At 73.9% G+C, this 26,515-nt stretch carries 23 protein-coding genes and 2 tRNA genes; 9 read left to right on the plus strand and 16 right to left on the minus strand.

From position 1 onward, the window contains the following. Positions 1–27 precede the first annotated feature (27 nt). Positions 28–1,152, plus strand: coding sequence for an LLM class flavin-dependent oxidoreductase (locus tag STRTU_RS22780; protein ID WP_159745664.1), 1,125 nt, complete (start codon positions 28–30; stop codon positions 1,150–1,152). Positions 1,153–1,172: 20 nt separating this feature from the next. Here the strand turns inward: STRTU_RS22780 and STRTU_RS22785 are convergent, their stop codons facing one another. Beyond that, positions 1,173–2,987, minus strand: coding sequence for a putative bifunctional diguanylate cyclase/phosphodiesterase (locus STRTU_RS22785; RefSeq protein WP_159745666.1), 1,815 nt, complete (start codon positions 2,985–2,987; stop codon positions 1,173–1,175). Between the two features lie 360 nt (positions 2,988–3,347). On the opposite strand from STRTU_RS22785, the gene STRTU_RS22790 reads away from it, so the two are divergent. Continuing rightward, a complete protein-coding gene (locus tag STRTU_RS22790) occupies positions 3,348–4,589 on the plus strand; it encodes a M6 family metalloprotease domain-containing protein (RefSeq protein WP_159745668.1) in 1,242 nt (413 codons plus the stop codon). A 68-nt stretch (positions 4,590–4,657) separates the two neighbouring features. Here STRTU_RS22790 and STRTU_RS22795 read toward each other — a convergent pair. The 6 genes from STRTU_RS22795 to STRTU_RS22820 form a co-directional block, all read right to left on the minus strand. Continuing rightward, a tRNA-Lys gene (locus STRTU_RS22795) sits at positions 4,658–4,731 on the minus strand. 56 nt (positions 4,732–4,787) lie between these two features. Beyond that, a complete protein-coding gene (locus STRTU_RS22800) occupies positions 4,788–5,423 on the minus strand; it encodes a bifunctional DNA primase/polymerase (RefSeq protein WP_159745670.1) in 636 nt (211 codons plus the stop codon). A gap of 192 nt (positions 5,424–5,615) precedes the next feature. Beyond that, the gene (locus STRTU_RS22805; RefSeq protein ID WP_167539191.1) at positions 5,616–5,999 is read right to left on the minus strand and encodes a hypothetical protein; all 384 of its coding nucleotides are present in this window, start codon (positions 5,997–5,999) and stop codon (positions 5,616–5,618) included. 93 nt (positions 6,000–6,092) lie between these two features. Beyond that, positions 6,093–7,478 (minus strand): AAA domain-containing protein, encoded by a 1,386-nt coding sequence (locus STRTU_RS22810; RefSeq protein WP_159745672.1) that lies wholly within the window; start codon positions 7,476–7,478, stop codon positions 6,093–6,095. Between the two features lie 40 nt (positions 7,479–7,518). Then, a complete protein-coding gene (locus STRTU_RS22815; protein ID WP_159745674.1) occupies positions 7,519–9,069 on the minus strand; it encodes a hypothetical protein in 1,551 nt (516 codons plus the stop codon). Continuing rightward, a complete protein-coding gene (locus STRTU_RS22820) occupies positions 9,060–10,385 on the minus strand; it encodes a hypothetical protein (protein WP_371873647.1) in 1,326 nt (441 codons plus the stop codon). The genes STRTU_RS22815 and STRTU_RS22820 overlap by 10 nt, the downstream gene beginning before the upstream one ends. Positions 10,386–10,650: 265 nt before the next feature. Here STRTU_RS22820 and STRTU_RS22825 point away from each other — a divergent pair, with 265 nt between their 5' ends. Beyond that, positions 10,651–11,244: a histidine phosphatase family protein gene (locus STRTU_RS22825; protein ID WP_159745676.1), complete on the plus strand. Its 594-nt coding sequence runs from the start codon at positions 10,651–10,653 to the stop codon at positions 11,242–11,244. A 31-nt stretch (positions 11,245–11,275) separates the two neighbouring features. Here STRTU_RS22825 and STRTU_RS22830 read toward each other — a convergent pair whose 3' ends face one another. Then, complete coding sequence (locus STRTU_RS22830) at positions 11,276–12,727, minus strand: NsdA family TPR-like regulatory protein (RefSeq protein WP_159745678.1); 1,452 nt, start codon at positions 12,725–12,727, stop codon at positions 11,276–11,278. A 245-nt stretch (positions 12,728–12,972) separates the two neighbouring features. On the opposite strand from STRTU_RS22830, the gene STRTU_RS22835 reads away from it, so the two are divergent. Then, positions 12,973–13,440, plus strand: coding sequence for a hypothetical protein (locus STRTU_RS22835; protein WP_174878909.1), 468 nt, complete (start codon positions 12,973–12,975; stop codon positions 13,438–13,440). 123 nt (positions 13,441–13,563) lie between these two features. On the opposite strand, the gene STRTU_RS22840 is transcribed toward STRTU_RS22835, so the two are convergent. The 4 genes from STRTU_RS22840 to STRTU_RS22855 all read right to left on the minus strand — a co-directional run bounded on the left by STRTU_RS22840 (position 13,564) and on the right by STRTU_RS22855 (position 18,271). Then, the gene (locus STRTU_RS22840) at positions 13,564–14,817 is read right to left on the minus strand and encodes an NAD(P)-binding domain-containing protein (protein WP_159745680.1); all 1,254 of its coding nucleotides are present in this window, start codon (positions 14,815–14,817) and stop codon (positions 13,564–13,566) included. A gap of 61 nt (positions 14,818–14,878) precedes the next feature. After that, complete coding sequence (locus tag STRTU_RS22845; RefSeq protein ID WP_159745682.1) at positions 14,879–16,138, minus strand: glycosyltransferase; 1,260 nt, start codon at positions 16,136–16,138, stop codon at positions 14,879–14,881. 184 nt (positions 16,139–16,322) lie between these two features. After that, positions 16,323–17,822, minus strand: a complete 1,500-nt coding sequence (locus STRTU_RS22850; protein ID WP_159745684.1) for an exopolysaccharide biosynthesis polyprenyl glycosylphosphotransferase — start codon at positions 17,820–17,822, stop codon at positions 16,323–16,325. Between the two features lie 53 nt (positions 17,823–17,875). Beyond that, positions 17,876–18,271 (minus strand): hypothetical protein, encoded by a 396-nt coding sequence (locus tag STRTU_RS22855; protein ID WP_159745686.1) that lies wholly within the window; start codon positions 18,269–18,271, stop codon positions 17,876–17,878. 245 nt (positions 18,272–18,516) lie between these two features. Between STRTU_RS22855 and STRTU_RS22860 the strand changes: the two genes are divergently transcribed. Both STRTU_RS22860 and STRTU_RS22865 read left to right on the plus strand, forming a co-directional pair. Next, the gene (locus tag STRTU_RS22860) at positions 18,517–18,825 is read left to right on the plus strand and encodes a chaplin (RefSeq protein WP_159745688.1); all 309 of its coding nucleotides are present in this window, start codon (positions 18,517–18,519) and stop codon (positions 18,823–18,825) included. Between the two features lie 187 nt (positions 18,826–19,012). Beyond that, complete coding sequence (locus tag STRTU_RS22865) at positions 19,013–19,873, plus strand: spermidine synthase (protein WP_159745690.1); 861 nt, start codon at positions 19,013–19,015, stop codon at positions 19,871–19,873. 98 nt (positions 19,874–19,971) lie between these two features. On the opposite strand, the gene STRTU_RS22870 is transcribed toward STRTU_RS22865, so the two are convergent. Then, positions 19,972–20,544: a superantigen-like protein SSL4 gene (locus tag STRTU_RS22870; RefSeq protein WP_159745692.1), complete on the minus strand. Its 573-nt coding sequence runs from the start codon at positions 20,542–20,544 to the stop codon at positions 19,972–19,974. Between the two features lie 117 nt (positions 20,545–20,661). Here STRTU_RS22870 and STRTU_RS22875 point away from each other — a divergent pair, with 117 nt between their 5' ends. The 3 genes from STRTU_RS22875 to STRTU_RS22885 all read left to right on the plus strand — a co-directional run bounded on the left by STRTU_RS22875 (position 20,662) and on the right by STRTU_RS22885 (position 23,968). Beyond that, positions 20,662–21,354 (plus strand): response regulator transcription factor, encoded by a 693-nt coding sequence (locus STRTU_RS22875; protein ID WP_174878910.1) that lies wholly within the window; start codon positions 20,662–20,664, stop codon positions 21,352–21,354. After that, positions 21,351–22,751, plus strand: coding sequence for a sensor histidine kinase (locus STRTU_RS22880; protein WP_159745694.1), 1,401 nt, complete (start codon positions 21,351–21,353; stop codon positions 22,749–22,751). Before STRTU_RS22875 ends, STRTU_RS22880 begins: the two co-directional genes overlap by 4 nt. A gap of 167 nt (positions 22,752–22,918) precedes the next feature. Continuing rightward, positions 22,919–23,968 carry a chitinase gene (locus STRTU_RS22885; protein WP_159745696.1) on the plus strand — a complete coding sequence of 350 codons (1,050 nt, stop codon included), beginning with the start codon at positions 22,919–22,921 and terminating at the stop codon, positions 23,966–23,968. A 211-nt stretch (positions 23,969–24,179) separates the two neighbouring features. Here STRTU_RS22885 and STRTU_RS22890 read toward each other — a convergent pair. The 3 genes from STRTU_RS22890 to STRTU_RS22900 all read right to left on the minus strand — a co-directional run bounded on the left by STRTU_RS22890 (position 24,180) and on the right by STRTU_RS22900 (position 26,321). Continuing rightward, positions 24,180–24,255 (minus strand) — tRNA-His (locus STRTU_RS22890). Positions 24,256–24,417: 162 nt separating this feature from the next. After that, positions 24,418–25,035 carry an oligoribonuclease gene (gene orn / locus STRTU_RS22895; protein WP_159745698.1) on the minus strand — a complete coding sequence of 206 codons (618 nt, stop codon included), beginning with the start codon at positions 25,033–25,035 and terminating at the stop codon, positions 24,418–24,420. Between the two features lie 5 nt (positions 25,036–25,040). Continuing rightward, positions 25,041–26,321: a GlxA family transcriptional regulator gene (locus tag STRTU_RS22900; RefSeq protein WP_159745700.1), complete on the minus strand. Its 1,281-nt coding sequence runs from the start codon at positions 26,319–26,321 to the stop codon at positions 25,041–25,043. Between the last annotated feature and the right edge of the window lie 194 nt (positions 26,322–26,515).

Consider the following 26,515-nt stretch of genomic DNA (forward strand, 5'->3'; position numbering starts at 1 on the left):
ACCACCGACGCGAGGAGGACCCGCACCGTGAGCGGCGAAGACGAGGAGATCCGGGGCAGCGGCGAGAGCGCCGGCGACGGGATACGGGGCACCGCCCGGGGCACCGCGCCCGTCCCGCTGTCGGTGCTCGACCTGGTGACGGTCGGGGCCGGCAGCACCGCCTCCCGGGCGGTGCGCACGGCCGTCGATATCGCCCGTACGGCCGAACGCCGCGGCTTCCACCGCTACTGGGTCGCCGAGCACCACTCCATGCCCGGCGTCGCCTCGTCCTCCCCCGCGGTGCTGCTCGCCCACCTCGCCGCCCACACCACCCGCATCCGCCTCGGCTCCGGCGGCGTGATGCTGCCCAACCACGCCCCGCTCGTCATCGCCGAGCAGTTCGGCACCCTGGAGGCGATGGCCCCCGGCCGGGTCGACCTGGGCCTGGGCCGCGCGCCGGGGACGGACGGCGCCACTGCCGCGGCGCTCCGCCGGACCGAGAGTCTGCACGAGGGCGCGGAGGAATTCCCGCAGCAGCTGGCCGAGTTGACCCGCTTTCTGGACGACTCCTTCCCCGACGGCCACCCGTACGCCAGGATCCACGCCGTCCCCGGCCCGGTGCAGGCCACCTCCCCGGGCGGCGTCCAGGACCCGCACCGCCCGCCCCTGTGGCTGCTGGGCTCCTCCGGCTTCAGCGCCCGGCTGGCCGGCACCCTCGGCCTGCCGTTCGCCTTCGCGCACCACTTCTCCGCCGCCAACACCCTCCCGGCGCTGGACCTCTACCGCGCGTCCTTCCGCCCCTCCGAGGTGCTGGCCGAGCCCTACGCCCTGATCGGGGTCGCGGCGCTGGCCGCCGAGGAGGAGCGGGAGGCCCGCCGACAGGTCCTGACCGGCGCGCTGTCCATGGTCCGGCTGCGCACCGGCCGCCCCGGCCTGGTCCCCAGCCCGGAGGAGGCCGAGGCATACTCCTTCAGCGAACGGGAGCGCGACTTCGTCGACAGCTGGCTCGGCAATGTCATCCACGGCACCCCGGACGCCGTCCGCCAGGGCCTGGACGATCTCGCCAAGCGCACCGGCGCCGACGAGCTGATGATCACCGCCAACGCGCATGGCGGCGCGGCCCGGCTGCGCTCGTACGAGCTGATAGCCGATGCGTACGGGCTGCCCGGGTAGGGCGTCGTAGGCGGGACCCCTCAGGCGCCCGTGTGCCGGCCCGCGTCGAGGAGGGCTTCGACGCGGTCGGGGGCGACGGGGCGGGAGTAGAGCCAGCCCTGGCCGGTGTCGCAGCCGATCCGGCGGAGCCGCTCGGCCTGTTCGGCGCTCTCCACACACTCGGCGGTGACCGTGAGGCCGAGCCGGTGCGCCAGCGCCACCAGCGCCTCCACGATCATCTCGTCCGCCGGGTTGGGATGCTCCTGCGAACGGAAGCCGCGGACGAAGGACCCGTCCAGCTTGAGCACGGAGACCGGGAGGCGGCTGAGGTAGGCGAGGTTGGAGTAGCCGGTGCCGAAGTCGTCGATGGCGATCCGTACGCCCATGTCGCTGAGTGCCTGCAGGGCCTGGAGCGGGCGGCCCGCCGAGCCCATCACCGCGGACTCGGTCAGCTCCAGCTGGAGCAGCTCCGGCGGCAGCCCGGTCTCGGCGAGGATCCCCGCGACATCCGCGACCAGGTCGGAGTCCCACACCTGACGTACGGCCACATTGACGCTGACGAATAGCGGCTCGTCCGGGTGCGCCAGCTGCCAGGCGCGCGCCTGATAGCAGGCCCGCTCCAGCACCCAGCGGCCCAGCTCGACGATCGCGCCGTTCTCCTCCGCCAGGGCGATGAACCGATTCGGCGACAGCGTCCCGAACTGCGGATGCCGCCAGCGCACCAGGGCCTCCACGCCCTGCGCCCGGCCGTCGCCCAGCCCGACCAGCGGCTGGTACTCCAGGGTGAATTCACCGCGGTCCACGGCCGGGCGCAGGGTGCTGGAGAGCGCCTGCCGGGTCATCCGGTGGGCGTTGCGCTCCGGGTCGAAGAGCGTCCAGCGGGCCTTGCCGTCCTCCTTGGCCCAGTACAGCGTGGTGTCCGCGGCCTGCATCAGACCGGTCGCGGTGGTGCCGGTGGCGGTCCGCTCCACGACGCCGATGCTCGCCGACACCGACAGCCGCTGCCCGGCCAGGTCGAACGGGCGCTGCAGCGCGTCCAGCACACACTGGGCCAGCTCGGCGAGCTGGTCGGTGCCGGTGGAGTCCTCCACCAAAAGAGCGAACTCGTCACCGCCGAGCCGCGCGACCAGATGCCCCCCGCGGCCCGTCCCGCGGTCCGCCGCGCTCTCCGCGCAGCGCGTCAGCCGCTGTGCCACCGCGCTCAGCAGCCGGTCGCCGACGCGGTGCCCGAGGGTGTCGTTGACGGCCTTGAAGCCGTCCAGGTCCAGGTAGCACAGCCCGATGCGGCCGGTGCCGGACGGTTCGAAGGAGGCGGTCTCCAGGGCGGCGGCGAGCCGCTCGAAGAACAGTGTCCGGTTGGGCAGCCGGGTCACCGGGTCGTGCATCTGCAGATGCCGCAGCCGGGCCAGCAGATCGTGCCGGTCGCTGATGTCCGCCACCGACAGCAGCATCCGCTCCTCACCGCTGAGCGGCTCCGGGGTGAGCGGTTCGACGGTCACCTCCACCCAGACGGAGTGCCCTTCGGGGTGTTTGAGGCGGCGGGTGCAGTGCATACGGTCGCTGCGGCCGCACAGCACCTCGCGGTAGGCGGTCCACACCCGGGTGTCGGCGCCGAGGTCGGTGAGGTCGGCCGCGGTGGCGGCGACCAGCTCGGCCGGGTCGGTGCCGACCAGCTCGCCGAAGGCCGGGTTGGCGGCGAGGACCAGACCGTCGCGGTTGAGGACGGCCATCGCCACCCGGGCCGCGTAGAAGGTGGCGCGGTAGTCGCCGAGCGAGGCGGCGGTGTCATCGCCGTGCCCGCTCGGGGCGGGCCGGGCCCCGTCCGATTCCTTGGTCGTTTCCTTACGCTCCGTCACTGAGGAGAGCGTCGCTCCGGGCGTGCGGCCCGGACTGTCGGGGTGTCCGCTCACTGCTCGCTCCCGCGTGGCGCTGTCTCGTGATGGAGGGGGGATCTCGCGCTGGAAAGTGTGGCGATCATAGAGGCTGGCACGACGGCCGATCCAGCGACGCAGCCGTGATCGCCCGCCCGCGTGACGGAACTTCAGCCATTTCTGCACGGCTCTGTTCGTACGTATTGCCCCGTTGGCCGTTTGTGACTTTCCGTTACGGCACGGCCAAGACGCGCCGGTCACTCGTCCGGGCCTTCAAAACAGGACGAATAGCATTAAATCGCCACAGGGTAGATGAGGTCTCCGAATCCGTCCCTGGAGGTATGTGTGCCGCGCGCCCGGACACTCGGCGGGGTGGATCGCCGCAGCCTGCGGCGCGTCGCGGCCGTCGTCACGTCTCTGAGCGCGCTCATCGCGACCTCCATCGTCGCCGGACCCGCCACCGCCTCCGAGGCCGTGCTCCCGTGCGCCCTGGGACGCACCGACGCGCACCACTCCGAGGGCGTCGACAGCTGGAACGGGGCCTATCCGCGCCCGGACCGCCCGCTCAACGCCGTCATGATCTATCTGTCCTTCCCGGACTCCCGGCCCCTCTCCGCGCCGCAGGAGCTCTCCCGCGAGTACTTCCCCGCCACCTCCGGCTTCTTCGACCGCGCCTCCTACGGAAAGTTCCGGCTGCGCCCGCACATCCACCGCCCCTGGGTACGGATGCCGCTCTCGTCCTCCTCGTACGGGATACAGCGCGACTGGGACGCCGCCCGCCGCTCGTCCTATCTGCACGACGCGGTCACCGCCGCCGACCCCTCCATCGACTTCAGCCGCTACGACGTGGTCTATTTCGTCGCCGATCCGGACGCCCCCGGTGTCGACTCGGACGCCACCAAGGTCGTCAACCTGGACCGGCCGATGCACGCCGACGACCACGATCTGCGCCGGTTCGTCACCGTGTTCGAGCAGAGCCCGCCGGACCGCAATGTCCTCGCCCACGAGACCGGGCATGTCTTCGATCTTCCGGACCTCTACCACCGGCCGGAGGACGGCAAGGGTGACTGGGACACCTATGTGGGTGACTGGGACCTCATGGGCAGCCAGTTCGGACTGGCCCCCGACCCCTTCGCCTGGCACAAGTGGAAGCTGGGCTGGATCGCCGACAGCCAGGTGGACTGCGTCGATCTGGCCGGGCCCGCCATGCACTCACTGCGGCCGCTGTCCGCCCCCAAGGAGTCCCGCGCCCAGCGCCGGCCGCGGCTTCTGGTGGTCCGTACCGGCCCGGACAGCGCCCTCGCCATCGAGGCACGCGGTGCCACGGGCAATGACCGCTCGCTGTGCACCGAAGGGGTCCTGGTCTACCGCGTACGCAGCCGGGCGGCCTCCGGGGCGGGCCCCGTGCAGGTGCTCGACGGGCATCCGGCCACCTCGGCCTGCTGGGGCACCTCCGTCTACCCGCCGCTCGCGGACGCGCCGCTGGGTGTGGGGGAGAGCATGGACGACGCCGAGGACGGCATCCGTATCCAGGTCGAGGGCCGGACGGCCGACGGGGACTGGGCGGTGAAGGTGAACCACGGCTGACCGCGCCGACCCCGCGACGCACCGCAATGACGAAGGCCCCCACCGGAGTGGGGGCCTTCGACCGTCTGTGCGCCGCCAGGGACTCGAACCCCGGACCCGCTGATTAAGAGTCAGCTGCTCTAACCAACTGAGCTAGCGGCGCCTGCTGACGGGGAAAACATTAGCATCCTGCTCGGGGAGGACAAAAATCGGTTTGGCTCAGCCCGCGGTCAGCAGGGAAACCGGGTGCTGAGCTGCGGCTTCCGGCGCCGGTCCGGCCATCGAGCGGGCCGCGCGGACACAGGCCCAGAGCAGTACGTCGGGGCCCGGAAGCCAGGGCTTGCGGACATCCGGTGCCACCAGCCAGCGGGAGCCGGACGGGGCGGCCGGATCCGCGTCGGCGGCGGCGCCGGGCCCCGCGGTCCGGTCCGCGGCGGGGCTCCGGCGGGGGTGCAGCGGCGGGATGGTCACCGCGTCACCGCTGCCGTGGCACAGCAGCGGCGGGACGGCCGTGGCCCACTCCTCCCAGACGAGCAGCGCCGGCAGCCGCTGGGCGGTGCCCGGGGCGGCGAACAGGAGGATCCGGCCGCGGTGCGCCGCCACCGGGCCCGAGCCGGGGCCGTCGGACCATAAGCGGTCCACCATCCGCCGCCCGAAGAGCGCCGGGGCGTTGATCACGTCGAAGGCGGTGCCGCAGGGCAGCACGCTGGGGGCGGAAGGCCGGGTGGCCCACAGGGTGTGCATCTCGTCCGGATGGGGGCTGGCGGAGGCGAGCCAGTCGGCCCCCGCGAGGGTGACATAAGCCGCGGTCGGGAAGGCCAGGGTGCGGGGGGTCTCAGGCAGCCAGTCGCTCATGGGAACAGGTCTACCCAGCTCACACACGGGACTTGGCTGATTGGCGGAAAACGGGACGGGACGGTGGGGGACCCGCTATCTTTCCCCCCTTGCATATGCCAGCGGCCCATGATCATGAACCATGGGCCGTCGTGCGGCGGGGCGGACGGGGCGTCGGAGGGGCGCGGGTGCGGTGCGCGGGGGCCGGGGCGGTCAGTCCCGCTCGCCGGGCAGGGTGCTGCCGCCGCGCATCAGGCTGCGGCCGAACTCGATCATCTTCCGCGCATAGTCCTCGGTCCACTCCGCCTGCTCCGCGAGCACGGCCAGCGGCAGCCGGTCGAACCGGCTGGGGTCGGACAGCTGGGCCGCGGCCAGCGCCTGGAACTCCGTGGCGCGGTCGGCCGCGGCGCGGAAGGCGAGGGTGAGTTCCGTGGCGCGGCCGAGCAGCTCGCGCGGGTCCTCCATCGACTCCAGGCCGAAGAAGTGCTCGGGGTCGGCGGCGGCCTCGGGCGGCTCGAAGAGCAGCTGTGCGGGCTTCAACCGCCGTGGTCCGGGCGCCGTACCACGCGGGTCGGGAGCCGGTCGCGGCTCGGACATGTACCTACCTCCAGATCGTGTGCCGCATTCCATTGTCCCGCGCCGCGCAAGTGGGCCCCGGGACGGCCGGGATTCCGGCGACCGGTCATCGGTCTACGGACGCCATGTCACCCGGTGTTCCGCGAGATGGGCGAGGACCGCGTGGTTGGCTTCCCAGCCGTCCGGGAACTTGACCGTGACGCCGAGGCGGACCGGGTCGGTCGACGGGTGTTCGTCCAGCAGGTCGGCGACGCCCGCCCGGCAGACCACGATGCAGGCGTGCCGGTGGCGGGAGGCGAGCACACACAGCCGGCCGGTCTCCAGATGGAAGGCGGTGGCGTCGGGGCGGCCGGACAGCGGATGCAGGACGACCGTGACATCGAACTCGCGGCCCTGGAGGCGGTTGGCGGTGTCCACCGCGACGCCGGTCACGCCCAGGGCGGCGAGCGCGGCGCGGACGGCCGCCGCCTGGTCGCGGTGGGCGGTGCCGACCGCGATCCGGGCGGCCGTCAGCGGCGCCGGGGCGGGCGCGGCCCCCGCCGCCGTCCCGTGGGCCTCGCTGGTGGTGGCGCCGCCGCGGTCGAGGAGCCGGCGCACGACCTGGGCCACCGCGCGGACCGCTTCCGGGTCCGTACGCGGCGTATGGCGGGCGGGGAGTTCCAGCAGGCCCCAGCCGGACTCGGCGGCCTCGTCCAGGACCCGGTCCACGCCCGAGCCGTCGCCCCGTACCCCGAACGCCAGTCGGCGGTCGCCGTGGCCGGTGCCGCTGCGGAACGGGGTGTACGGATAGAACGCGGCGGAGACCAGCGGCGCCGCCGAGGCGGGCAGCCGCCAGGAGACCGGCAGCCGGTGCTGCGGCAGATCGGGGTTGTGCGCCAGGAGGGTGGACACCGCGCTCGACGACGGGTCGTAGGCCAGCCCCGCCCACTGCTCCGCGCCGACCACGCTGAACGGGTCCAGCTGGCCCGGGTCACCGACGAACAGCGCCCGCTCGAACAGCCCCGCGACGCTCAGCAGCGCGTCGGAGCGCATCTGATACGCCTCGTCCACGATGGCGTGCCGCCACGGCTCATCGACCTTGGTATAGGCCCATTTCGCGGCCGTCGAGACCACGATGTCCATCCCGGCCAGATCGGCGACCTTCGCGGACGTACGGACCGCGGGCAGCTCGGCCAGTGCCGGGTCGAACGCGCCGGGCTCACTGCTGTGCAGCCGGCCGACCGGCAGCCGCGGATCCTTCTCGGCGAGCCGCAGCACGAGGTCGTCGACCTGGGCGTTGGTCTGCGCGACCACCATCAACGGGCGTCCGGCGGCGGCCAGTTCGCGGGCCGCCCGCACCACGAGGGTGGACTTTCCGGCGCCGGGCGGGGAGTCCACGACCACCCCGCGCCGGGTGCCGTGCAGGGTGTCCCGCAGGATCGCGTCGGTCGCCGTGGCGGCCGCGGCGGCGGGGTCGAAGGGGCCGGCCGTGGTGGCCTGCGGGTCCTGAGTGGCCGTCATACGGGAGCGTTCTCCAGGGCGGTCGAGGGCCGGGCGCGGGTCACAGGAAGTCCTCCGAGGTCACGGGGTCGGGGGCGGTGTACGGCGCGTCCGCGGCCCCGGGCGGCGGGCCGCCATGGGTCCACGGGGTGTCCTCGGGGTCCGGGAGCTCCGGGCCGCCGCGCGGGGCGTGCTCGAACAGCGTCCAGCACACCACGTCGTCCGGCTCCGGCACCGAACCGGGCTCCGGCGTCTTCCCGCGCCCCATCCCGCCCGTCAGCCGCACCACCAGCATGCCCGGCTCCCCGTCCCCGGAAGCCACGTATTCGGCGGTCTGGGTCCTGCCGTCCGCCAGAGGGCGGTAGAGCTTGCCCCCTTCGGACAGCTGCGGCTGATCGTCCGTCCGCAGCGTGACCAGCGGGCGCGGCATCGGCCGTTTGCCCTCCGAGAAGGCCATCTCGACGGCCGTGACCGTGCCCTGGAACGCCTCACCGGCCAGTCGCCGCCCCGCCATCACCAGCGGGTCGTCCAGGGCTTCCTGGGCGTCCAGTTGGGCCTGTGCGGTCTCCCGCGCGGACAGCTTCTGCGCGGCGGTGACCGCGTCGTCCTGCTTGGGCTGCGGGGGCTCCCCGGCGCGCACCCGGTCCCGGTGTGCCGTGTACGACCAGCGGTCGCGCTTCCAGCGGTCCGGGACCCGGGCGCCCGCGGGGAGCGTCCGCAGCAGGTCGATGCCGTGCCAGACGGCGTCCCAGGTCGGCCGCAGCTGGCTCTCGACGAGGGTGCGGAGCGCCTCCTCGGCGCCCGGCAGCCCGGCATCGTAACGGGTCATCGCGGGGGCCAGCAGCCGGTTGTCGAACGCCGGGTCGGTGGCCGGGCCGGCCGGCGGGCACCGCAGTTGCCCGTCCGCGTCCCGCGCCGACTCCGCGCGCTCGGCCGCCTCCCGGCCCGACATCCCCGGCGGCGGGTCGATCCAGGCCAGCAGCGCGCCCAGGTGCTGGTCCTCCAGCACGCTCTGGCCCGTCGCCCAGTGACGGGTCAGCAGATCCGTCATGGACACCAGCAGGCTCGCGCCCGGGACCCGCGCCCGCTCGCCGAAGTGGGTCAGCCAGCGGCCCAGCAGCGGGACGTACGGCGGTGCCGGATGCGGTGTCTCCGGCTCCTGCTCGGCCGTCCGCCGGAACCGCATCGAGCGGCCCAGCAGCCGGACGAACTCGATACCGGCGGCGCTCGGCACGATCAACTGCGGGGCGTCCGCGCACAGTTCGACCTGCACCGGGACCTTCTTGCCGGTCTCCGGGTCGGTCTCCTTGCGCTCCTCCCACTCGATGGCGTCCGCGAAGCCGTCCACATACGGCAGCACCGTCTCCGCCAGCTCGGCGAGGAACGCGAACCGCAGCTCGCGGTCGCGCGGCTGCGGAACGGCCAGCAGCAGCGGCTTCTCACGATCCGTGCCGACCAGCGCCCCCAGCGGGGCACCGGCCTCGCCCGAGGTCGTCAACGGGACGCACACCAAAGGGCGTTCGGCCAGATGGCGGTGGCGGACCGTGCACCGCGGCCGGGCCCGGCCCGCCGCCACCGCCTCCATCCGGGCCAGCGTCTCGATCAGCGACATCCGTGCTCCTCCGCTCGCGGTCCCGGCACGGCGGGGCGGGCCAGCGCCTCGTCGCGCAGCGCGGCGGCCCGCCGCAGCGCGACGACGGCCGGGTCCTCCGTCCCGTCGGCGCCGGGGTCCTCCGTCCCGTCGGCGCCGGGGTCCTCCGTCCCGTCGGCGGCCTCCGGGGCCTCGGGGCGGGCCGCCGCCAGCACCTCCTCGATGGTGCGCAGCCCGCCCAACTCGCCCCGTACGCCGCGCCCCAGGGTCTCCACCGCGCCGTCCTCACGGGACCGTTTACGGCAGTGGAAGGCCAGCTCGCACGCGGCCAGGCACTCGGGGGCGTAGGCCGGTTCGACCGCCTCGACGGCGTCGGCCAGCTCCTCGGGGCGGCGGGTCGCCGTCTTCCCGTCATCCGCCAGCCGGAGGTCGAAGGTGGTCTCCGGGGGGAGGGTGGCGGCGATCTCCTCGACCCGGGCGAGCCGGGACAGCTGCCGCCGGGTCGTGGCCAGCTGCTTGCGGATGTCGACGGCGGCGGCCGCGGGGAGGTTGGAGAAGTCCTTCGGGCACACCAGCAGCACCCGGTCGCGGACCCGGACGGCGCGGCCGGTGTGCGCGCCGACATGACCGGCGACCGGCTCCAGGGCCAGCACATACACGGCCGCCTGCCGCGCGGCGGCGCCCACCTTGGCGGCGTCCGCCGAACCGTCGATCATCGGGAAGGACTTGATCTCGACGACCGTCCAGCTGCCGTCCGGATGCACCACCACCGCATCCGGCTCCACATAGGCCGGCGCCCCGGCCACCTCGACGACCAGCATCGGATGGTCGAGCAGCGCCCAGCCCCCGGCCGCGGTCGCCTCGCGCAGCGCCAGCGCCGTACGCGCCGCCCGGCCCTCGGGCCCGGCCGCGGACAGATCGGGGGCGGCGACCTCCTCCGGCACGGGCGGCGGGGTGCCGGGCGCCAGCCGCTCGTGCAGCAGCCGCAGCAGTTCCGTGGCGCCGTCGGCCTTCACCCGGGCCTCGAACGCGTTGCCCCGGACGATCGCGAACTGGGACTGCCCGTACGCCGCGGGCGAGCCCAGCGCCTGGGCCAGCGCGCCCTTGTCGACGCCCGCGCCGTCCAGCAGCGCGCGGCGCCGGCAGCCGGGGTTGGCGGCCAGCGCGGCGAGCGCGCGGGCGTCGAGCGAGCGGGGACGGACACCGGGGCCGCGCAGTGCGGCGAGCCGCCCCCGGCTCCCACCGGGCGCTCCCCCCGTCCGCGGGCTCGGCGTCGCCGTCGGCTGCTCCGCCGGAGGGGCGGCCGACGCGGATCGACTGTCGCGCGAAACGTTCACCCGCGAAAGTCTCGCATCCGGCACCGACATGCGGGGCGACCGCCTGTCGCCGGATGCGGCCGGATGCCGACGGATGCGGCTTCCGGCCCGCGCTCCGGCCCGCGCACTGTAGGGGAGAGCGCCATGGGGCCCGGCCCCGGGCGGGACGGCAGGAAGGGCATCCCGGCCGGGGATACATCGCCCCGGTGCGCGATGATGGAAGGCCCGCGGTCACCGCCGCCCGCGCCGAGAACGAGCAGCCGAGCGATCGGCGAGAGGTACGACCATGGCAGCGCGCATCTTCCTGGCCAGGCACGGGCAGACCGAATGGTCCCTGTCCGGCAGGCACACCGGCCGTACGGACGTCCCGCTGCTGGACGAGGGCCGGCGCGGCGCCAAGCTGCTGGGCGAGCGGCTGCACCGCGCACCCTGGGACGGACTCCCGGGCGTCGAGGTCCGCACCAGTCCCCTGGTGCGCGCCAGTGAGACCTGCCAGCTGGCCGGGTTCGGCGACCGGGCGCAGCCGTGGGACGCGCTGATGGAGGTCGACTACGGCGCGTACGAGGGCCTGACCCCGGCCGAGATCAAGTCCGGCCGGCCGGACTGGCTCCTCTGGCGCGACGGGGTCCCGGAGGGCGAGACGCTCGCCCAGGTCGCCGCGCGGGCGGATGAGGTCGTCGCCTGGGCACGGTCCGCCGACCGCGATGTGCTGGTCTTCGCGCACGGCCACATCCTGCGCTCCCTCGGCGCCCGCTGGCTGGGCCTGGACGTCTCCTTCGGCGCCCGCATCCGGCTGGAGCCGACGTCCCTGTCGGTACTCGGCTGGGCCTACGGCGAACCGGCCATCGAGCGCTGGAACGACACGGGGCACCTGGGCTGAGGACAGGGGAGCCGCACCGCCCGCCGCGCCCTCAGCAGGCCGGGTCCTCGCCCCGCCTCCCGTCCGCCTCCGGCCCGGCCGTTGCCGCGTGCCGCTCCAGGAACTCGGTGATCACGCCGCCGCCGGGGTGCGCCCGCAGTGTCCGGGCCGTGCCGTCGAGCATCGTCCGGATGCGGGCCGAGCGGACCGCCTCCAGCAGGCTCAGCACCCGGACCCCGGCCGCGGCGGCCTCCTCGGGCTCCCCGCTGTCCGCGAGGTCGCCCGCCAGCTCCGCGGTGAACAGGGCGATATTGCGGGTGAAATGGGAATCCTGCAGCGCCACCGCCCGGCGTGCGTGCTCCGCCGCGCGCCCCGCTTCGCCCAGGGCCGACCAGCACTGCGCCTCCAGGCCCGCCAGTTCGGCCTCGCCGTAGAACGTCATCCACTCCGGGTCGCCGTCCCGCGGCCCGCCCGCGAACAGCCGCTCGGCCCGTGCCAACGCCTGCTCACAGCCGGACCGGTCGGCCAGCCCCGCCCAGCCGCCCGCCTCCCGCAGCGCCAGCAGCGACAGCAGCCGTGGCGAGGCCAGCTGCTTGGCGGCCTGCTGCGCGGCCTGCGCGGCCCGTACCGCCTCGCGCGGGCGTCCGGCGTCGCGGGCCAGGAAGGCCGTATTGCAGAAGGCATGCGCCTCCAGGGCGGCGTCACCACAGACCCGGGCGGTGGCCAGGGCCTCCGCGTAGTGCGAGCGGGCGTCGCCGAAGCGGCCCGAGTCATGCGCCAGCCAGCCCACGGTGATGGCGAGTTCACCCGCCCCGGCGTGCAGCCGGTCGGACACCGAGCGGCGCTGTACGCCCGCGTCCAGCAGCTCGTAGGCGGCGCGCAGCGGCTGGGTGGCGCGGCGGTAGATGCCCTCCGCGCCGTGCCGGTCGTCCAGCAGCCGGATATGGCGGACGGCCTCCTCGACCGCGGCGGCCTCGGCGGCTCCGGGCCGCCCGGTGACGGGGGCGCGCGGGCCCGGCACATGGGCGGCCGCTGCGGCGGCAGCGGCCTCGATGGGATGCAGGGCGGCGAAGCCCAGGGCTGCTGCCGGGCCGCCGGTGATGAACGCGCGACGCAGCACGTCGCTCTCCTCGCAGATCTGGATACGGGTATCGCGGTGGTCGGGTTCGGTTGCCAGGGGTGCGGCGCCGACCGCCGCCGTTCGCGCCCCCCGTCCGCGTACCGCCTCGCGCGGCGCGAAGCCCATGTCGGGCAGCGTCAGCCCGGGGAACATGTGCCGGAACACCCGCTCGTAGGCGTAGTTCGGACACCGGATCTCCCCGGACTCGACGCGGCCCACATAGCGGGCGTCGCACGAGACCTGTTCGCCGATCTCACGGGCGGACCGTCGGACCGCCGCCGCGAACTCGCCCGGTGACAGCCGGCCGCGCAGCTGTCGGAAAGCGAGGTTCGGGCGGGCGGGTACGGTGCGGGACGACGCTGAACTAGCTGCTGGCGACGCCATGGCGGACCCTCTCCGTGCCCTCTCCGTGCCATCAGGTGGCGTTGCCGCCTCCTGGCGGTGCGGCGGGATGACCGTACCGGCTGTGATGGCTCCGATACGCACAGTTTGGCTACAAATCGGATATCTCGCGCGCGATCTGCCATGAACTGCCATCCTTTGCAGCGTTACGCCGCCGTAGCTGTTGACACCCCCGGCCGTTGAAGTCGGTGTAAAGGGTCGGGTATGTGCAGGAGGAGGGGTTCTCCGTGTGGGAGACCGGCGTGTGCAGGGGCGGCAACGGGTCCGCGGGCCGGGCCGGCGGTGGGCGTGGGCCGGCCGTCGTGGCCGGGGCACCGGCCGTACCGGCCCAGGCGTGTGACCTCGTCACGGTGCCGGCCCGGCAGGGTCTGGAAGCCGTCGACATCCTCCGGCTGCGGGACGGTGTGGGCCCCGTCCTGCACGACGGCGCCTGCGACACCCTCGGCTTCCTGGTGCCGGCGGGCACGGCGGACGGCTGGGACGTACCGGGCAGCGCCTGCACCCAGACCTCCGGGCGGGGGATCGCCCTGGGCGCGCTGTGTGAGGAAGGGGCCCCGGCGGAGCCGCCGGTGACCGGCACCGGCTGGCTGGTGCCGCCGGAGGGCGCGGGCGCCGCGGCCACCGATCCGGCCGTGCTGCGTGCGGCGCTCGGTGAGGCGGCCCGCACGATCGAGGCCGTCGACCGCTGCCAGTGACACCGGCCGGTCCGTAAGCGAGAGGGGCCGCCCGGCCACTGCCGGACGGCCCCTTCGGGGGGAACCCCTCGGGGCGGGTGGCCCCTTATGGGCGGTCCCTTACGGGTGGCCCGCCCCCGGTCCCTAGTGCGCCGCCGGGGTGCTGTCCCGTGCCGGGCGGGGGATGGTGGTGGCGCCGCGGCGGTCGCCGAGCCGGCGCTGGACGCCGCGCAGCAGCCGCGCCGCGGTGAAGGCCGCGCCGTACACGAAGCGCATCGACGGGCCGAACGACGGCGCGGTCAGCAGCCCCGCGAAGAACAGTCCGGGCCAGGACGACTCGAAAGCGGCGCTCAGCTCGGGTGCCCGGCTGCCGCCCACCGTCCGCAGGGTGGTGCGCACTTGGGGATGGAGCAGCCGCAGCCGCCCGAGGTCCGGGGTGAAGCCGGTGGCGGCCACCACGTGCTGGGTGTCGACGGTCTCGGAGCCGCCGTCCGTATGGGTGAGGTGGAGCCGCACCCCGTCCTCGTGGGGAGCGGCCGCCCGGATCCGGTGGCCCAGCAGGACCGGCACCGCCGGTTCGAATCGCTCCCGCAGCCACCACGCGCCGGCCGGGCCCGGTACGTTCTCCGCGAGCCGCACCCGGGTCGCCGGGGGCAGCCGGCGTACCGCGCCGGGCCGTTGTGACCACACCCGGTTCGGCCAGCCGGTGCCGAGCGCGGAGTGCGGGTCGCGCAGGGCGCGCAGCCGGCCGCGCTCCAGCGGCGGTGGCGGGGCGTTCCAGCGCAGCTGGTCGGCGCGGGCCACCAGGCGGGGCCGGGCGCCCTGTTCGGCCAGCAGGGTCGCGGTCTCCAGCGCGGACTGCCCGGCGCCGATCACGGTGACGTCCTGGCCCGCGAAACGCCGCAGATCCCGGTGGTCGCTGCTGTGCGAGGCCAGCTCCGGGGGCAGTTCGAGCAGCGGCCAGGGGCGGTTGACGAACGGCAGCAGCCCGACGGCGAGCACCACGGTCCGGGCCGCGATCCGCTCGCCGGTGTCCGTCTCGACGCGGAAGCCGTCGCCGTCCGGGCGTACGGCGGTGACGGTGACCTCCTCGACCTGTGGCACCGCGCGTTCGCCGAACCAGCTGCCGTACCCGGCGAAGGTGTCGAGCGGCAGCGGGACGCCGTGCTCGGCGGTCAGCTCGCGGGCGGCGCAGTAGTCGGCCAGGGTGTGGCCGCCGGCCGGGTCGGAGAGATCGGTCGACCAGGGCTCGGACGTGAGGAGCATGCCGTCGGGCATATGAGCGCGCCAGGAGGCCATCGGCCGGCCCAGGACCCGCAGCCGCAGTCCGGCCGCCGCCGCATGTGCGGCGATCGAGAGTCCGTAGGGGCCGGCGCCCACCACGACGAGGTCGTACATGGAAGTTCCCTGCTCTTTCTTTGTGTGCGGTGCGGTGGGTGGGCGGTCAGGGGCCCGCTGCCTACCTGTTGGAGAGCGGGGACGGGTCCGGCGACCGGAACGGATCCGGCAGCGACACGCTCGCCGGGGGGAGCGCGGCCGCCCGGCCCTGCGGCGGCGGCAGCGCCACCGGGCTCCGGCGCCGTGCCGGGGCGCCGGCCATGGCCTGCTCGTACACGGACATCAGGGCCGCCGCGCTGCGGGTGATGTCATAGCGGCGCACCACCGGCGGGACCGGCAGCCGCCCAGGCCCCTGGCGCCGCAGGTCCCGTAGCGCGGTGCCCAGTTCATGGACGTTCAGGCCGAAGTGGCGGGCGCCGGGAGCCTGGTCGGCGGGGAGTTCGTCGACCGCCGGGCAGCTGCCGTAGAGCACATGCAGGCCGGAGGCGAGCGCCTCCAGGACGGCCAGTCCGAACGCCTCGTCCGGGGAGGGCGAGACGAAGACGTCGATGGCCGAGAGCAGGCCCGGGATATCGGGCCCGGAGGTCCCCCGGCCGTCGGCCGCCGCGTCGACCGCGCCGTCGCGTGCGCCCAGCAGATGGATCCGGTCGCCCGAGCCGAACTGCTCCGCCATCCGCCGCAGCATCTCCCGCTCCGGCCCCGCGCCCGCCAACAGCAGGTGAACGCCCGGAAGTTGGGTCACCGCCCGGACCAGGACGTCGAACCGCTTGCCGGGCACCAGCCGCCCGGCGCCGCCGACCACGAAGGCGTCCAGCGGCAGCCCCAGCCGGGTACGCACCAGGGCCCGCGCCGCCGGATCGAAGCCAAAACGGTGCGCCTCGATGCCGTTGGGCACCACATGGATCCGCTGTTCCGGTACGCCCCAGCGGCGCAGCCGGGCGGCGACGGTGTCCGAGACGGCGACGGTGGCCGTCCCCAGCCGTTCGGTGGCCCGGTAGAGCGTGCGGACGCCGCGGGTCAGCCGGCGGCCCTCGATGACCGCGTCACCCAGGGAGTGTTCGGTGGCGACCACGGCCCGTACACCGGCCAGCCGGGCGGCGACCCGGCCGTATACGCAGGCCCGGTAGAGGTGGGTGTGCACCAGGTCGTAGCCGCCGTCGCGGATCAGCCGGGTGAGGCGGGGGAGCGCGGTCAGGTCCCGGTTGCCGGTCATCCCGAGGTGGGTGACGGGGGTGCCGTCGGCCTCGATGCCCTCGGCGACCGGGCCCGGATTCGTCAGGGTGAGGACCTCGCTGTGCACGGGGAGCCGGCGCAGCAGCAGCCGCAGCTGCTGTTCGGCGCCGCCCACGTCGAGGTCTGTGATCACATGCAGAACCTTCACCGGGTGCCTCCAGAGGTAGCGGCCGGGGTGGTGGTCCGGTCGGGGGGCAGGGCACGGCGCCGCAGCGGATGCCGGGCGCGGTCACGGGAGCCCGGCGGATACCGGGCGTGCTCGCCCCCGGGTCGGCCGGGCGGGACGGGCACCGCGGAGGTGCGGCCGTGGCGGCGCGGCGGCGCGCCCGCGCTCATCTGCCCTCCAGCCGCACCACCGAGGCCACGGTGCGCAGCAGGATCAGCAGGTCCTGCCGCAGCGACCAGCCGTCGATGTAGAGGTTGTCGAAGCGGGCCCGGTCCTCGACGCAGGTGTCGCCGCGCAGTCCGTGCACCTGCGCCAGGCCGGTCATGCCCGGCGCCATCCGGTGCCGGGCGCCGTACTCCGGGCAGGTCCGGACGAACCGCTCGACGAAGAAGGGGCGTTCCGGGCGCGGCCCGACCAGGCTCATCTCGCCGCGCAGCACGTTCCACAGCTGCGGCAGCTCGTCCAGCGAGGTGCGCCGCAGCAGCCGGCCGGTCCGGCTCATCCGGTGCTCGCCGTCCAGGCTCCACCGCGTCGCCGCCTCATGTTCGTCGCACGGGTTCCAGGTGCGGAACTTCAGCAGGGTGAAGGGGCGGCCCCCTCGGCCGATACGTTCCTGCCGGAAGAGCACACCGGGCCCGTCGGCGAGCCGTACCGCGAGGGCGCAGCCCAGCAGCAGCGGGGCCGTGACCACCAGCGCCGCCGCGGCCAGCGTGAGATCCAGCAGCCGCTTGCCCGCGCCGCCGTGCCGGGGCGGGGCGGTGTCCAGCCGACGGCAGGCGAAGCCCCACAGATGGTCGCTGTCCGCATGCGGTGTCCGGCCCTCGCGGGCGGCCGCGGCACCGGCCAGCCAGACGGCCGAGCCCTGGTCGATGAAGCGGCGCAGCAGCGCGGTGGTGTGCGGATCGCCGTACGGCGGCAGGGTGAACACCACGTCCCGCACGGTGTGCTGGATGACCGCCCGGGTGATGTCCTGCGCGGAGCGGAGCCGCGGCAGCGGCGGACCGACGGGGCCCGGGGGCGCTACGGGCCCGCCGGGCGGCAGTGACGGCGGGCCGACCACACCCACCGGGCGCATCCCGTGCTCGGGACGCGCGTGCAGCACGGCGGCGAGCTGCCGGGCCGCCGGGTCGGTGCCGACGATCAGCGTGGCGCGCGGCCGGCGGCGGGCAGCCCGGCGGCGGGCCCGGTGGACAGCGGCCCGGCCGGCGCAGACCAGCGCGGTGTGCACCGCCACCGCCCCCGCCAGCAGGCCCGGCGACAGCGCCTGCCCGGGGCGTACGGCGGCGAGCACCGCGGCCGCCGCGCACCAGCAGACGGCGGCCCGGCCCAGCAGCGTCGGCAGCTCGTGCAGGGTGCGCGGGGCGGGTCCTGGACGGTAGAGACCGGCGTGGGCGTGGAGCAGCAGCAGCCCCGCCGGGAGGAGGCCGAGGGCGGCCGGTGCCGTGGCGGTGCCGAGGACGAGCAGCGCGGTGGCCGCGGTGGCCAGCGCGTCGGCGGCCATCAGCGGGGCGACGGTGCGCCGCCGTACGCCGCGGCCGGGCCGGGGCGGGGGCAGGGTGTCCCGCCCCGGCCCGCGGGGCGGGCGGACCGCGGCCGCCGGGCGGGGGACCGTCGGCGGCGGCGGGACCCGGGCGGAGCGGTACGCGTCCGCGCTCTCCGTCGTCATCGGCTCTCCGCTCTCCGCTCTCCGGGTACGGCGGGGAATTCCGGGGCGCCCGCTCAGTGCCCGGTGCCGGTCCGGCCGAAGAGCGCGCCGAGCGGATATCCGGGATTGCGGGTGGCGCGGCGGAACACCGGCCGATCGCCGCCGGACCGCGGTGCGGGCACGACGCCGAATACGCCGGAATCAAATCCGCGGGTGTTCCGGTAAGCCGGCCACCGCACCGCCATTCGGCCGAAATCGGGGCCCGTCGAATTCCGCATGCCCGTCGCCGGAATGGCGGAATTGCGCACCGGGTGTGTGCGATGCCGGCCGTCCCGGACCGGGCGTGTGTCAGGAATGCGGGCGGATTCCCCGGAAACCGCCGCCATTGCCGAAGACGAGGTGGCCGACCATGCCAAGGACGCCGACGCGCATACGACGCAGTGCCCGGTGCGGTCCATCGACTTCCGCATGTCTTCCTCTCCGACTTCAATCAGTCAAACAGGAGAGCACTCTGACAGAAATCATGTTGGAAACCGCGGCAGGCACGCCGGACCCCCGCCGGGGGAGGCCATTCAGGGGAATGCGGGAGTTCGCGCGGCCCCGCCGTTACTGCCATAAGGGCTAATGATTTCCCGGAAGAGGGAATGCCCGCATCCCTGACTCAATTCGCTCGTTGTGACCGGTTGCCCCATTCGCGAACTGAAAGGAGAATGGGATGAAGCGGTTTGTTACGACCGCCGCGATGACTGCGGCCAGCTGTGCCATGGTTCTGGGTGGCGCAGGCATCGCATCCGCAGGGGACCACGGTCACCACCGTGGCGACCACTACCGCCACGACCACCGCGGGCTGTACAACCACCGCAGTGGCGCCAATGCGGCGGGATTTGCGGCGGGTTCCCCGGGCATTCTCAGCGGCAACAATGTCCAGGTCCCGATCAACATCCCGATCAACGTCTGCGGTAACAGCTTGAACGTTGCCGCGCTGCTCAACCCGGCGTTCGGGAACGTTTGCGTCAATAGGTGACCCGCCCGCCGGCCCGGAAGGACGTCGGGCCGGCACGGGTCGTGAAGTGCAGTTGGCGGATCGCCCCTGACCTCGGTCGTGGGTGGTCCGCCACTCTGCTCCGTACGCCCGCCCCTGGCCCACCGGGCCCCGGCTATCGCGCTGACCAGCGGATACGGCATCCCGGGCACCCTCCATACTGGAGGGCATGGCGAAGAGCAGACGCGGGCGCGGCGGCGCGGAATCCGTCACCGGAACGGTGGACGGCGGGTCGGCCGAGCTACGGCCCGACCGGGACCGGCCGCGCGGCTGGACGCTGCTGATCGACGGTGCGCCGCAGTCCCATGTGGACCTCGACGACCCGGCATACCTGGACTTCCCCTATCAGCGGCGGCTCGGGCACATCGCCGACCTGGCCGGACCGCCCGGCAAACCGCTGCGCGTCGTCCATCTCGGCGGCGGCGCCCTGACCCTGGCTCGCTATGTCGCGGCGACCCGCCCGCGGTCCACCCAGCAGGTCGTGGAACTCGACACACCCCTGGTCGACTTCGTACGCCGCCGTCTGCCGCTGGACAGCGGCTGGCGCATACGGGTGCGCGGCGGTGACGCCCGCGCCGGTCTCGCGAAGGTCCCGGACGGCTGGGCGGATCTGATCATCGCCGATGTCTTCGCCGGTGCCCGCACGCCCGCCCATCTGACCAGCGCCGAATGCGTGGCCGAGGTCCACCGGGCGCTGCGGCCCGGCGGGTTCTACGCGGCGAATCTGGCCGACGGGCCGCCGCTGCGGTTTCTGCGCGGCCAGATCGCCACCGTCCGTACGGTCTTCCCCGAGCTGTGTCTGACCGCCGACCCGGCCGTGCTGCGCGGCAAGCGCTTCGGCAACGCGGTGCTGCTGGCCGCCGACGGGGCACTGCCCATCGCCGAACTGACCCGGCGGGCGGCGACCGACCCGCAGTCCGGCCGGGTCGAACACGGCCGGGCACTGCTGGACTTCACCGGCGGCGCGGCCCCGGTCACCGACGCCACCGCCACCGCCTCGCCCGCCCCGCCGGCCGACGCCTTCGACTGACGCGGTACGGGGCGCGACCGGGCCCCGCTGTGTCCAGGCCCCGCGTCCGGGCGGCCCCGTGTCCAGGCCCCGCGTCCGGGCGCCCCTCGCCACCGCCCCTACGTCGCCTGGTCGCTGCGCTCCACCGTCGGCGGATGCCCGTTCCAGGTGCAGATCACGGACGTATGGCCGCCGCCGCCGGTGAAGTCGACCCGCAGCCACCCCACCTGCTTCCACACCTGCATCTCCCAGCCCGGGTTCGGGGTCGCCGACACCAGCTCGGCGGACCGGTTGTCCATGTCGAGGACCACCCGGCCGCCCGCCGTGGAGTAGCTCTTGACGTGGCCGTCGGAGGCCGGGGTGGAGCCGCCCGGTGAGCCGCTGTCGGGGTGCTGCGGCCGGGTGGAGCCGGTGTGCGACGGCGTGGCCGGTGACGACGGTTCATCGTCGCCGGGCGCCGTGCCGTGGCCGGGCGACGCGGACGGCTTGGGGCGGTGCGTGGAGGAGACCCGCGGGGTGGCGTCGTCGGCCTTCTCCCGTTCCTGGGCGGCCACATGGCTCGTCAGCGGCAGGGCGCGCGGTGCGTCGTAGGCCGTGCCGGACAGCACGGTGTGCACGCCGAACCACGACAGGGTGACCGCGGCGCCGGTCGCCAGCGTCCAGGCCGCCGCATGAACCAGTCCTCGTTGCATCGGGCTCATACTGCACCACCGCACCGCCCCGTGCAGCCCGTCCGGCAGCGCGCAGCGCACCGCCCCGCTGTCAACCTCGCGCCGGGACACGCCTCCGAATGGCGTACGGTGCCGCCCATGGCACGTGTGCTCGTGGTCGAGGACGACCAGTTCGTACGCTCGGCTCTCATCCGGCATCTGACCGAGGCCTCCCACACGGTACGCAGTGTCGGTACCGCCCTGGAGGCGCTCCGCGAGGTCGCACACGTCGGCTTCGACGTCGTCATCCTCGACCTCGGTCTGCCCGATCTGGACGGGGGCGAGGCGCTCAAGATGCTGCGCGGCATCACCGATGTACCAGTGATCATCGCCACAGCCCGGGACGACGAGGCGGACATCGTCCGGCTGTTGAACGACGGCGCCGACGACTACCTCACCAAGCCGTTCTCCGTCGAGCACCTCTCGGCGCGGGTGGCGGCCGTGCTGCGCCGCTCCCGGGCCACGACGGCCGGTGCGGAACCGCCCTCACGAGTGATCCGGGTCGGCGGCCTGTCCATCGACCCGCTGCGCCGTCAGGCCGAACTGGACGGCGCCGTACTCGACCTGACCCGCCGGGAGTTCGACCTGCTGGCCTTCCTCGCCGGGCGGCCGGGCGTCGTCGTCCCCCGCAGGGAACTCCTCGCCGAGGTCTGGCAGCAGTCCTACGGCGACGACCAGACCATCGACGTCCATCTGTCCTGGCTGCGCCGCAAACTGGGCGAAACCGCTGCGAAACCCCGCTACTTGCACACTCTCCGGGGTGTTGGGGTGAAGCTGGAGCCACCGCAATGAGATGGGCCCTGGTCAAGGTGGCGCTGGCGGTCACCGCCATGGTCGTGGTCGCCTTCGCGGTCCCCCTCGGGCTGGTCGTCAAGGAACTGGCCCGCGACCGCGCCTACTCCAACGCCGAGCGGCAGGCCGCCACCATCGGCCCGGTCCTGGCCATCACCACCGACCGAACCCAGCTGGAGCGCGCCGTCGCCAGCGCCGAGACCGGTCCCGGCGGCCGGATCGGCGTCCATGTCCCGGCGGGCGGCAGGAACGCCAGGCCCGTGGAGATCGGCTCCCGGCGCGCCCCGGAGGCCGATGTGGCGGCCGCCGCCAGGATGGGCCGCGCCGCCATCTCCCCGGTCCCCGGCGGCTCCTCGCTGCTCCAGCCCACCGCGGTCGCCTCCGGTATCGCCGTGGTCGAGGTGTTCGTCCCCGACGAGGCCCTGACCAGGGGCGTCGCCACCTCCTGGCTGGTGCTGGCCGGGGTCGGCCTGGCGCTGGTCATCGGCTCGGTCGCGGTCGCCGACCGGCTCGGCACCCGTATGGTGCGGCCCGCGGAACGGCTGGCCGGTGCCGCCCATGACCTCGGCAAGGGCCAGCTGGGCGTACGGGTCCCGGAGGACGGCCCCAAGGAACTCCGGTCCGCGGCCAGCGCGTTCAACGCCATGGCCGACCAGGTCGTCCAACTCCTCGCCAACGAACGGGAGCTGGCCGCCGACCTCTCGCACCGGCTGCGCACCCCGCTGACCGTGCTCCGCCTCAACACCGCCTCGCTCGGCGACACCCCGGCCGCCGACCAGACCCGGTCCGCCGTCGAACAGCTGGAGCGCGAGGTCGACCAGATCATCCGCACCGCCCGCGAGCAGAAGGCCCAGACCCGGCAGGCGGCCGCCGCGGCCGGCTGTGACGCCGCCGAGGTGATCCGGGAGCGGATGACGTTCTGGTCGGCGCTCGCCGAGGACGAGGGCCGCACCGTACGCATCGCCGGCGCGGACCACCCCGTACGGGTCCCCGTCGCCCGCCCCGACCTCGCCGCCGCCCTGGACGCGATGCTCGGCAATGTCTTCCGGCACACCCCCGAGGGCACCGCGTTCGCGGTCGACGTCCACCACGCGGACGAGGCGGTGATCGTGCTGGTCTCGGACGCCGGGCCGGGCATCGCCGACCCGGACGCCGCGCTGCGCCGCGGCCACGGTGGCGGTGGGGACGGTTCGACCGGCCTCGGACTGGACATCGTGCGCCGGCTGGCCGAGTCCACCGGCGGCGATGTGCGCATCGGCCGCTCGGTGCTCGGCGGCACCGAGGTACGTGTCTGGCTGGCGCTGGACGGCAGGCGCGCCCCGCACGGCGGACGGCGCGGCCACCGGCTGCGCCGCACCCTGCGCACCCGGCGGGGGACGGCGCGCACCGGGGCCTGAGCGGCGCACCGCCAGGGGCTCTTAACCGCTCCCTTCCCCGGCCTTAACGCCGCCATAAGTCCGCCAACTGCCCGTACCGATCCTGGCATTTGTCCGTTTCGCTGTCGCTAGCGTGCGGGACGCACCACGGTGCGTCCCCCTCCCTCCTGACGACAGGCAGACATGCGATGAGTCCCTCGGTACACCGCCGGCGCAAGAGCCGCACCACCCAGCTGATCGTGACCGGGGCGGCCGCCGCGATCGCGGCCGGCGGGGCCTTCGCCCTCGCCGGCTCCGCCCTGGCCGCCAAGGCACCGCAGACCGCCGGCACCCCCGCGAAAGCGGCCACCGGCTTCGCCCCGTACGTCGACACCTCGCTCAGTCCCGCCTACGACCTGGTCGGCACCGCCAAGAAGACCGGGGCCAAGGACTTCCACCTCGCCTTCGTCACCTCCGGCGGCGGCTGTGTGCCCAAGTGGGGCGGCGCGGGCGAGCTGGGCGACGACCCGGTGGCCCGGCAGATCCCCGCGCTGCGCAAGGCCGGCGGCGACGTCCGGATCTCCTTCGGCGGCGCCAACGGCTCCGAGCTCGGTCTGGCCTGCGGCTCCGCGGACGAACTGGCCGCCGCCTACGGCAAGGTCATCGACCGGTTCGAGCTCACCAAGGCCGACTTCGACATCGAGGGCGGCGCACTGCCGGACACCGCCGCCAACACCCGCCGCGCCCAGGCCATCCACAAGCTCCAGAAGAAGCACCCCGGCCTCGATGTCTCCTTCACCCTGCCGGTCATGCCCGAGGGCCTCACCCAGGACGGCGTGAACCTGATCGCCGATGCCCGGAAGAACGGCGTCAAGATCTCCGCCGTCAACATCATGGCGATGGACTACGGTCCCGCCTACAGCGGCGATATGGGCACCTATGCCACCCAGGCCGCCACCGCCACCCAGGCCCAGATCAAGAAGGCCCTCGGCCTGAGCGACGCGGCCGCCTGGAAGACCGTGGCGGTGACCCCGATGATCGGCGTCAACGATGTCGCGACCGAGGTCTTCCGCCGCGACGACGCCACCGAGCTGGTGAAGTTCGCCCGGTCCAAGCACCTGGCCTGGCTGTCGATGTGGTCCTCGACCCGCGACCAGGCATGCCCCGGCGGCACCGGCACCTCCGCACAGCCGACCTGCAGCTCCATCGAGCAGCAGCCGCTGGACTTCACCAGGGCCTTCGCCGCCTACAAGGGCTGACCCCCACCGGCGGTCCGGTACCCCCTGCCCGGACCGTCCGCCCCAGCCGGGGCGCAGCGGGCTCCCCCCCACCCGCTGCGCCCCGCCACTCCCTCCATGCGGCACGCCGCCGGACCCTTTGCCCCATCCATCCCAAATGTTCGGCTTATGCCGCCTCGGCGGTACCCCGACAAACGCCAAGGCCCCCGACCTGAGGTCGGGGGCCTTGAAGTGGGGTGAGTAACGGGACTTGAACCCGCGACATCCTGGACCACAACCAGGTGCTCTACCAGCTGAGCTATACCCACCATGACCGGTGCTGTGTGGTTCTTTTTCCCCACCGGCTGAGAAAAAGTGTACAGGGTCCGGAGGGGTGCTCGCGCCCAGGTTTCGCGTCCCGGGCCCGAGGGCGTGTCGTGCGGGTCACGGTGGCCCCGTGGGGGGCCGCACGACAGCCGCCCTGTGCCTTGCTACGGCGTGGACTGCGGTTCAGTCGGAAGGACGTGCTTGGCGGCGATCGCCTTCGCGGTGTCCGAGTCCGGGCCGGGCTGCGGCACGAAGACCGCCTCCCGGTAGTAGCGCAGCTCCGCGATGGATTCACGGATGTCCGCCAGCGCCCGGTGGTTGCCGTTCTTGGGCGGACTGTTGAAGTAGGCCCGCGGGAACCAGCGCCGGGCCAGTTCCTTCACGGACGAGACATCGACGATCCGGTAGTGGAGGAAGCTCTCCAGCGTCGGCATGTCGCGCAGCAGGAAGCCACGGTCGGTGCCGACGGAGTTGCCGCACAGCGGCGCCTTCCCCGGCTCCCGCACATGCTGCTTGATGTACGCGAGCACCTGGGCCTCCGCCGCCTCCAGCGTCGTCCCGCTATCGAGCTCCTCCAGCAGCCCGGAGGCGGTGTGCATCTGGCGCACCACCTCCGGCATGGTGCCGAGTGCCTCGGCGGGGGGGCGGATCACCACATCCACCCCGTCGCCCAGCACATTCAGCTCCGAGTCGGTGACCAGGGCGGCCACCTCGATGAGCGCGTCATTCGCCAGCGAGAGGCCGGTCATCTCGCAGTCGATCCACACCATGCGATCGTTCATACATCTCACCCTACGGGGCGCTCCCGCTGTCCGGGCAGCACGGGGCGTCCGGTACCCCGGCCCACCGGGGACTCCGGCAGCCGGGCGGCGTAGGCGTCCGACTGCGGTTTGCCCGCCTCGGCCGCTTCGGCGGTCGCCAGCCCGTGCCCGGCCAGCGCGGCGGCGGCGTACCGCTCCCCGCTGCCCGCGCCCAGCATCGCCCGCTCACGCTCCGGCCGGTCCGCGCGCTCCGGTCTGAGCGCGGGGTCGGGCCCCCCGTTCTGCGGCCGCCGCGCACGGTAGGCCGTGCGGTACGCGGCGGGGGAGGCGCCCAGCTGCCTGCGGAAGTGGCCGCGCAGGGCGACCGGCGAGCGGAACCCGCAGCGCCCGGCGACCTCGTCCACCGAATAGTCGGAGGTCTCCAGCAGCCGCTGGGCCTGCAGTACCCGCTGGGTGATCAGCCACTGCAGCGGAGCGCTCCCCGTCAGGGACCGGAAGCGCCGGTCGAAGGTGCGCCGGCTCATATAGGCGCGCGCGGCCAGCGTCTCCACGTCGAACTGCTCGTGGAGGTGCTCCAGCGCCCAGGCGACGACCTCGGCCAGCGGGTCGGCGCCGATCTCTTCAGGTAATGACCTGTCCAGGTAGCGCTGGTGCCCCATATCGGACGCGGTGCGGCGCGGCGGCACGACGAGCCGGCGGGCCAGCGCGTTCGCGGCGTCCGCGCCGTGGTCGGTGCGCACGATGTGCAGACACAGATCGATACCGGCCGCCGTTCCCGCGGAGGTGAGCACATCGCCGTCGTCGACGAAGAGCTCGCGGGGGTCCACATGGACGGACGGGTAACGCTTGGCGAGCGTCGGTGCGTACATCCAGTGGGTGGTGGCCGGGCGGCCGTCGAGCAGTCCGGCCGCGGCGAGGACGAACGCCCCCGTGCACAGCCCGACGATTCTGGCGCCCTCTTCATGCGCCCGGCGCAGCGCGTCGAGCGCGGCGGGCGGCGGGGCCTGGGTGATGGAACGCCAGGCCGGTACGACGACCGTCCCGGCACGGGAGATCGCCTCCAGCCCGTAGGGGGCGGACAGTTCGAGCCCCCCGGTCGTGCGCAAAGGCGCATCTTCGCCCGCGCACACAAGCAGCCGGTACCGCGGGACGCCTGCGTCCTGTCGGTCGATGCCGAAGACCGAGAGCGGAATGGAGCTCTCGAAAATGGGGCCGCCACTGAAGAGGAGCACCGCGACTATTTCGCGGCGTCGTCGGGCGGCGAGCTTGCGTGCGGCATCTGGTACGGCAGCGGAGTCCTGGCTCATGGCACTTAAGCCCCCCTCGGTCGTCTCGCCCTCTCGGTCCTGCACAGTTCCCCCGCCATTGCTACCAAGATCGAATCTACTGTGTTCCGTGAGGATGGAGTGCCAAGTTCACCACCCGCTGGTATGTCGATATGGCAACTTGGCGCGAAGCATTCGATCACGAAGCGTTCCACTCGTCGGGCCTACATGGGAAG

The sequence above is a fragment of the Streptomyces tubercidicus genome (assembly GCF_027497495.1).
Lineage (GTDB): Bacteria > Actinomycetota > Actinomycetes > Streptomycetales > Streptomycetaceae > Streptomyces > Streptomyces tubercidicus.

What these genes read in the sequence shown, in the direction of transcription:
- STRTU_RS22800 (WP_159745670.1), bottom strand. Translation starts at nt 5,423, where the DNA reads ATGAGCGACTGGCTGCCTGAGACCCCCCGCACCCTGGCCTTCCCGACC.
- STRTU_RS22805 (WP_167539191.1), bottom strand. Translation starts at nt 5,999, where the DNA reads ATGTCCGAGCCGCGACCGGCTCCCGACCCGCGTGGTACGGCGCCCGGA.
- STRTU_RS22810 (WP_159745672.1), bottom strand. Translation starts at nt 7,478, where the DNA reads ATGACGGCCACTCAGGACCCGCAGGCCACCACGGCCGGCCCCTTCGAC.
- STRTU_RS22815 (WP_159745674.1), bottom strand. Translation starts at nt 9,069, where the DNA reads ATGTCGCTGATCGAGACGCTGGCCCGGATGGAGGCGGTGGCGGCGGGC.
- STRTU_RS22825 (WP_159745676.1), top strand. Translation starts at nt 10,651, where the DNA reads ATGGCAGCGCGCATCTTCCTGGCCAGGCACGGGCAGACCGAATGGTCC.
- STRTU_RS22830 (WP_159745678.1), bottom strand. Translation starts at nt 12,727, where the DNA reads ATGGCGTCGCCAGCAGCTAGTTCAGCGTCGTCCCGCACCGTACCCGCC.
- STRTU_RS22840 (WP_159745680.1), bottom strand. Translation starts at nt 14,817, where the DNA reads ATGTACGACCTCGTCGTGGTGGGCGCCGGCCCCTACGGACTCTCGATC.
- STRTU_RS22850 (WP_159745684.1), bottom strand. Translation starts at nt 17,822, where the DNA reads ATGACGACGGAGAGCGCGGACGCGTACCGCTCCGCCCGGGTCCCGCCG.
- STRTU_RS22855 (WP_159745686.1), bottom strand. Translation starts at nt 18,271, where the DNA reads ATGCGGAAGTCGATGGACCGCACCGGGCACTGCGTCGTATGCGCGTCG.
- STRTU_RS22860 (WP_159745688.1), top strand. Translation starts at nt 18,517, where the DNA reads ATGAAGCGGTTTGTTACGACCGCCGCGATGACTGCGGCCAGCTGTGCC.
- STRTU_RS22865 (WP_159745690.1), top strand. Translation starts at nt 19,013, where the DNA reads ATGGCGAAGAGCAGACGCGGGCGCGGCGGCGCGGAATCCGTCACCGGA.
- STRTU_RS22870 (WP_159745692.1), bottom strand. Translation starts at nt 20,544, where the DNA reads ATGCAACGAGGACTGGTTCATGCGGCGGCCTGGACGCTGGCGACCGGC.
- STRTU_RS22875 (WP_174878910.1), top strand. Translation starts at nt 20,662, where the DNA reads ATGGCACGTGTGCTCGTGGTCGAGGACGACCAGTTCGTACGCTCGGCT.
- STRTU_RS22880 (WP_159745694.1), top strand. Translation starts at nt 21,351, where the DNA reads ATGAGATGGGCCCTGGTCAAGGTGGCGCTGGCGGTCACCGCCATGGTC.
- STRTU_RS22885 (WP_159745696.1), top strand. Translation starts at nt 22,919, where the DNA reads ATGAGTCCCTCGGTACACCGCCGGCGCAAGAGCCGCACCACCCAGCTG.
- orn (WP_159745698.1), bottom strand. Translation starts at nt 25,035, where the DNA reads ATGAACGATCGCATGGTGTGGATCGACTGCGAGATGACCGGCCTCTCG.
- STRTU_RS22900 (WP_159745700.1), bottom strand. Translation starts at nt 26,321, where the DNA reads ATGAGCCAGGACTCCGCTGCCGTACCAGATGCCGCACGCAAGCTCGCC.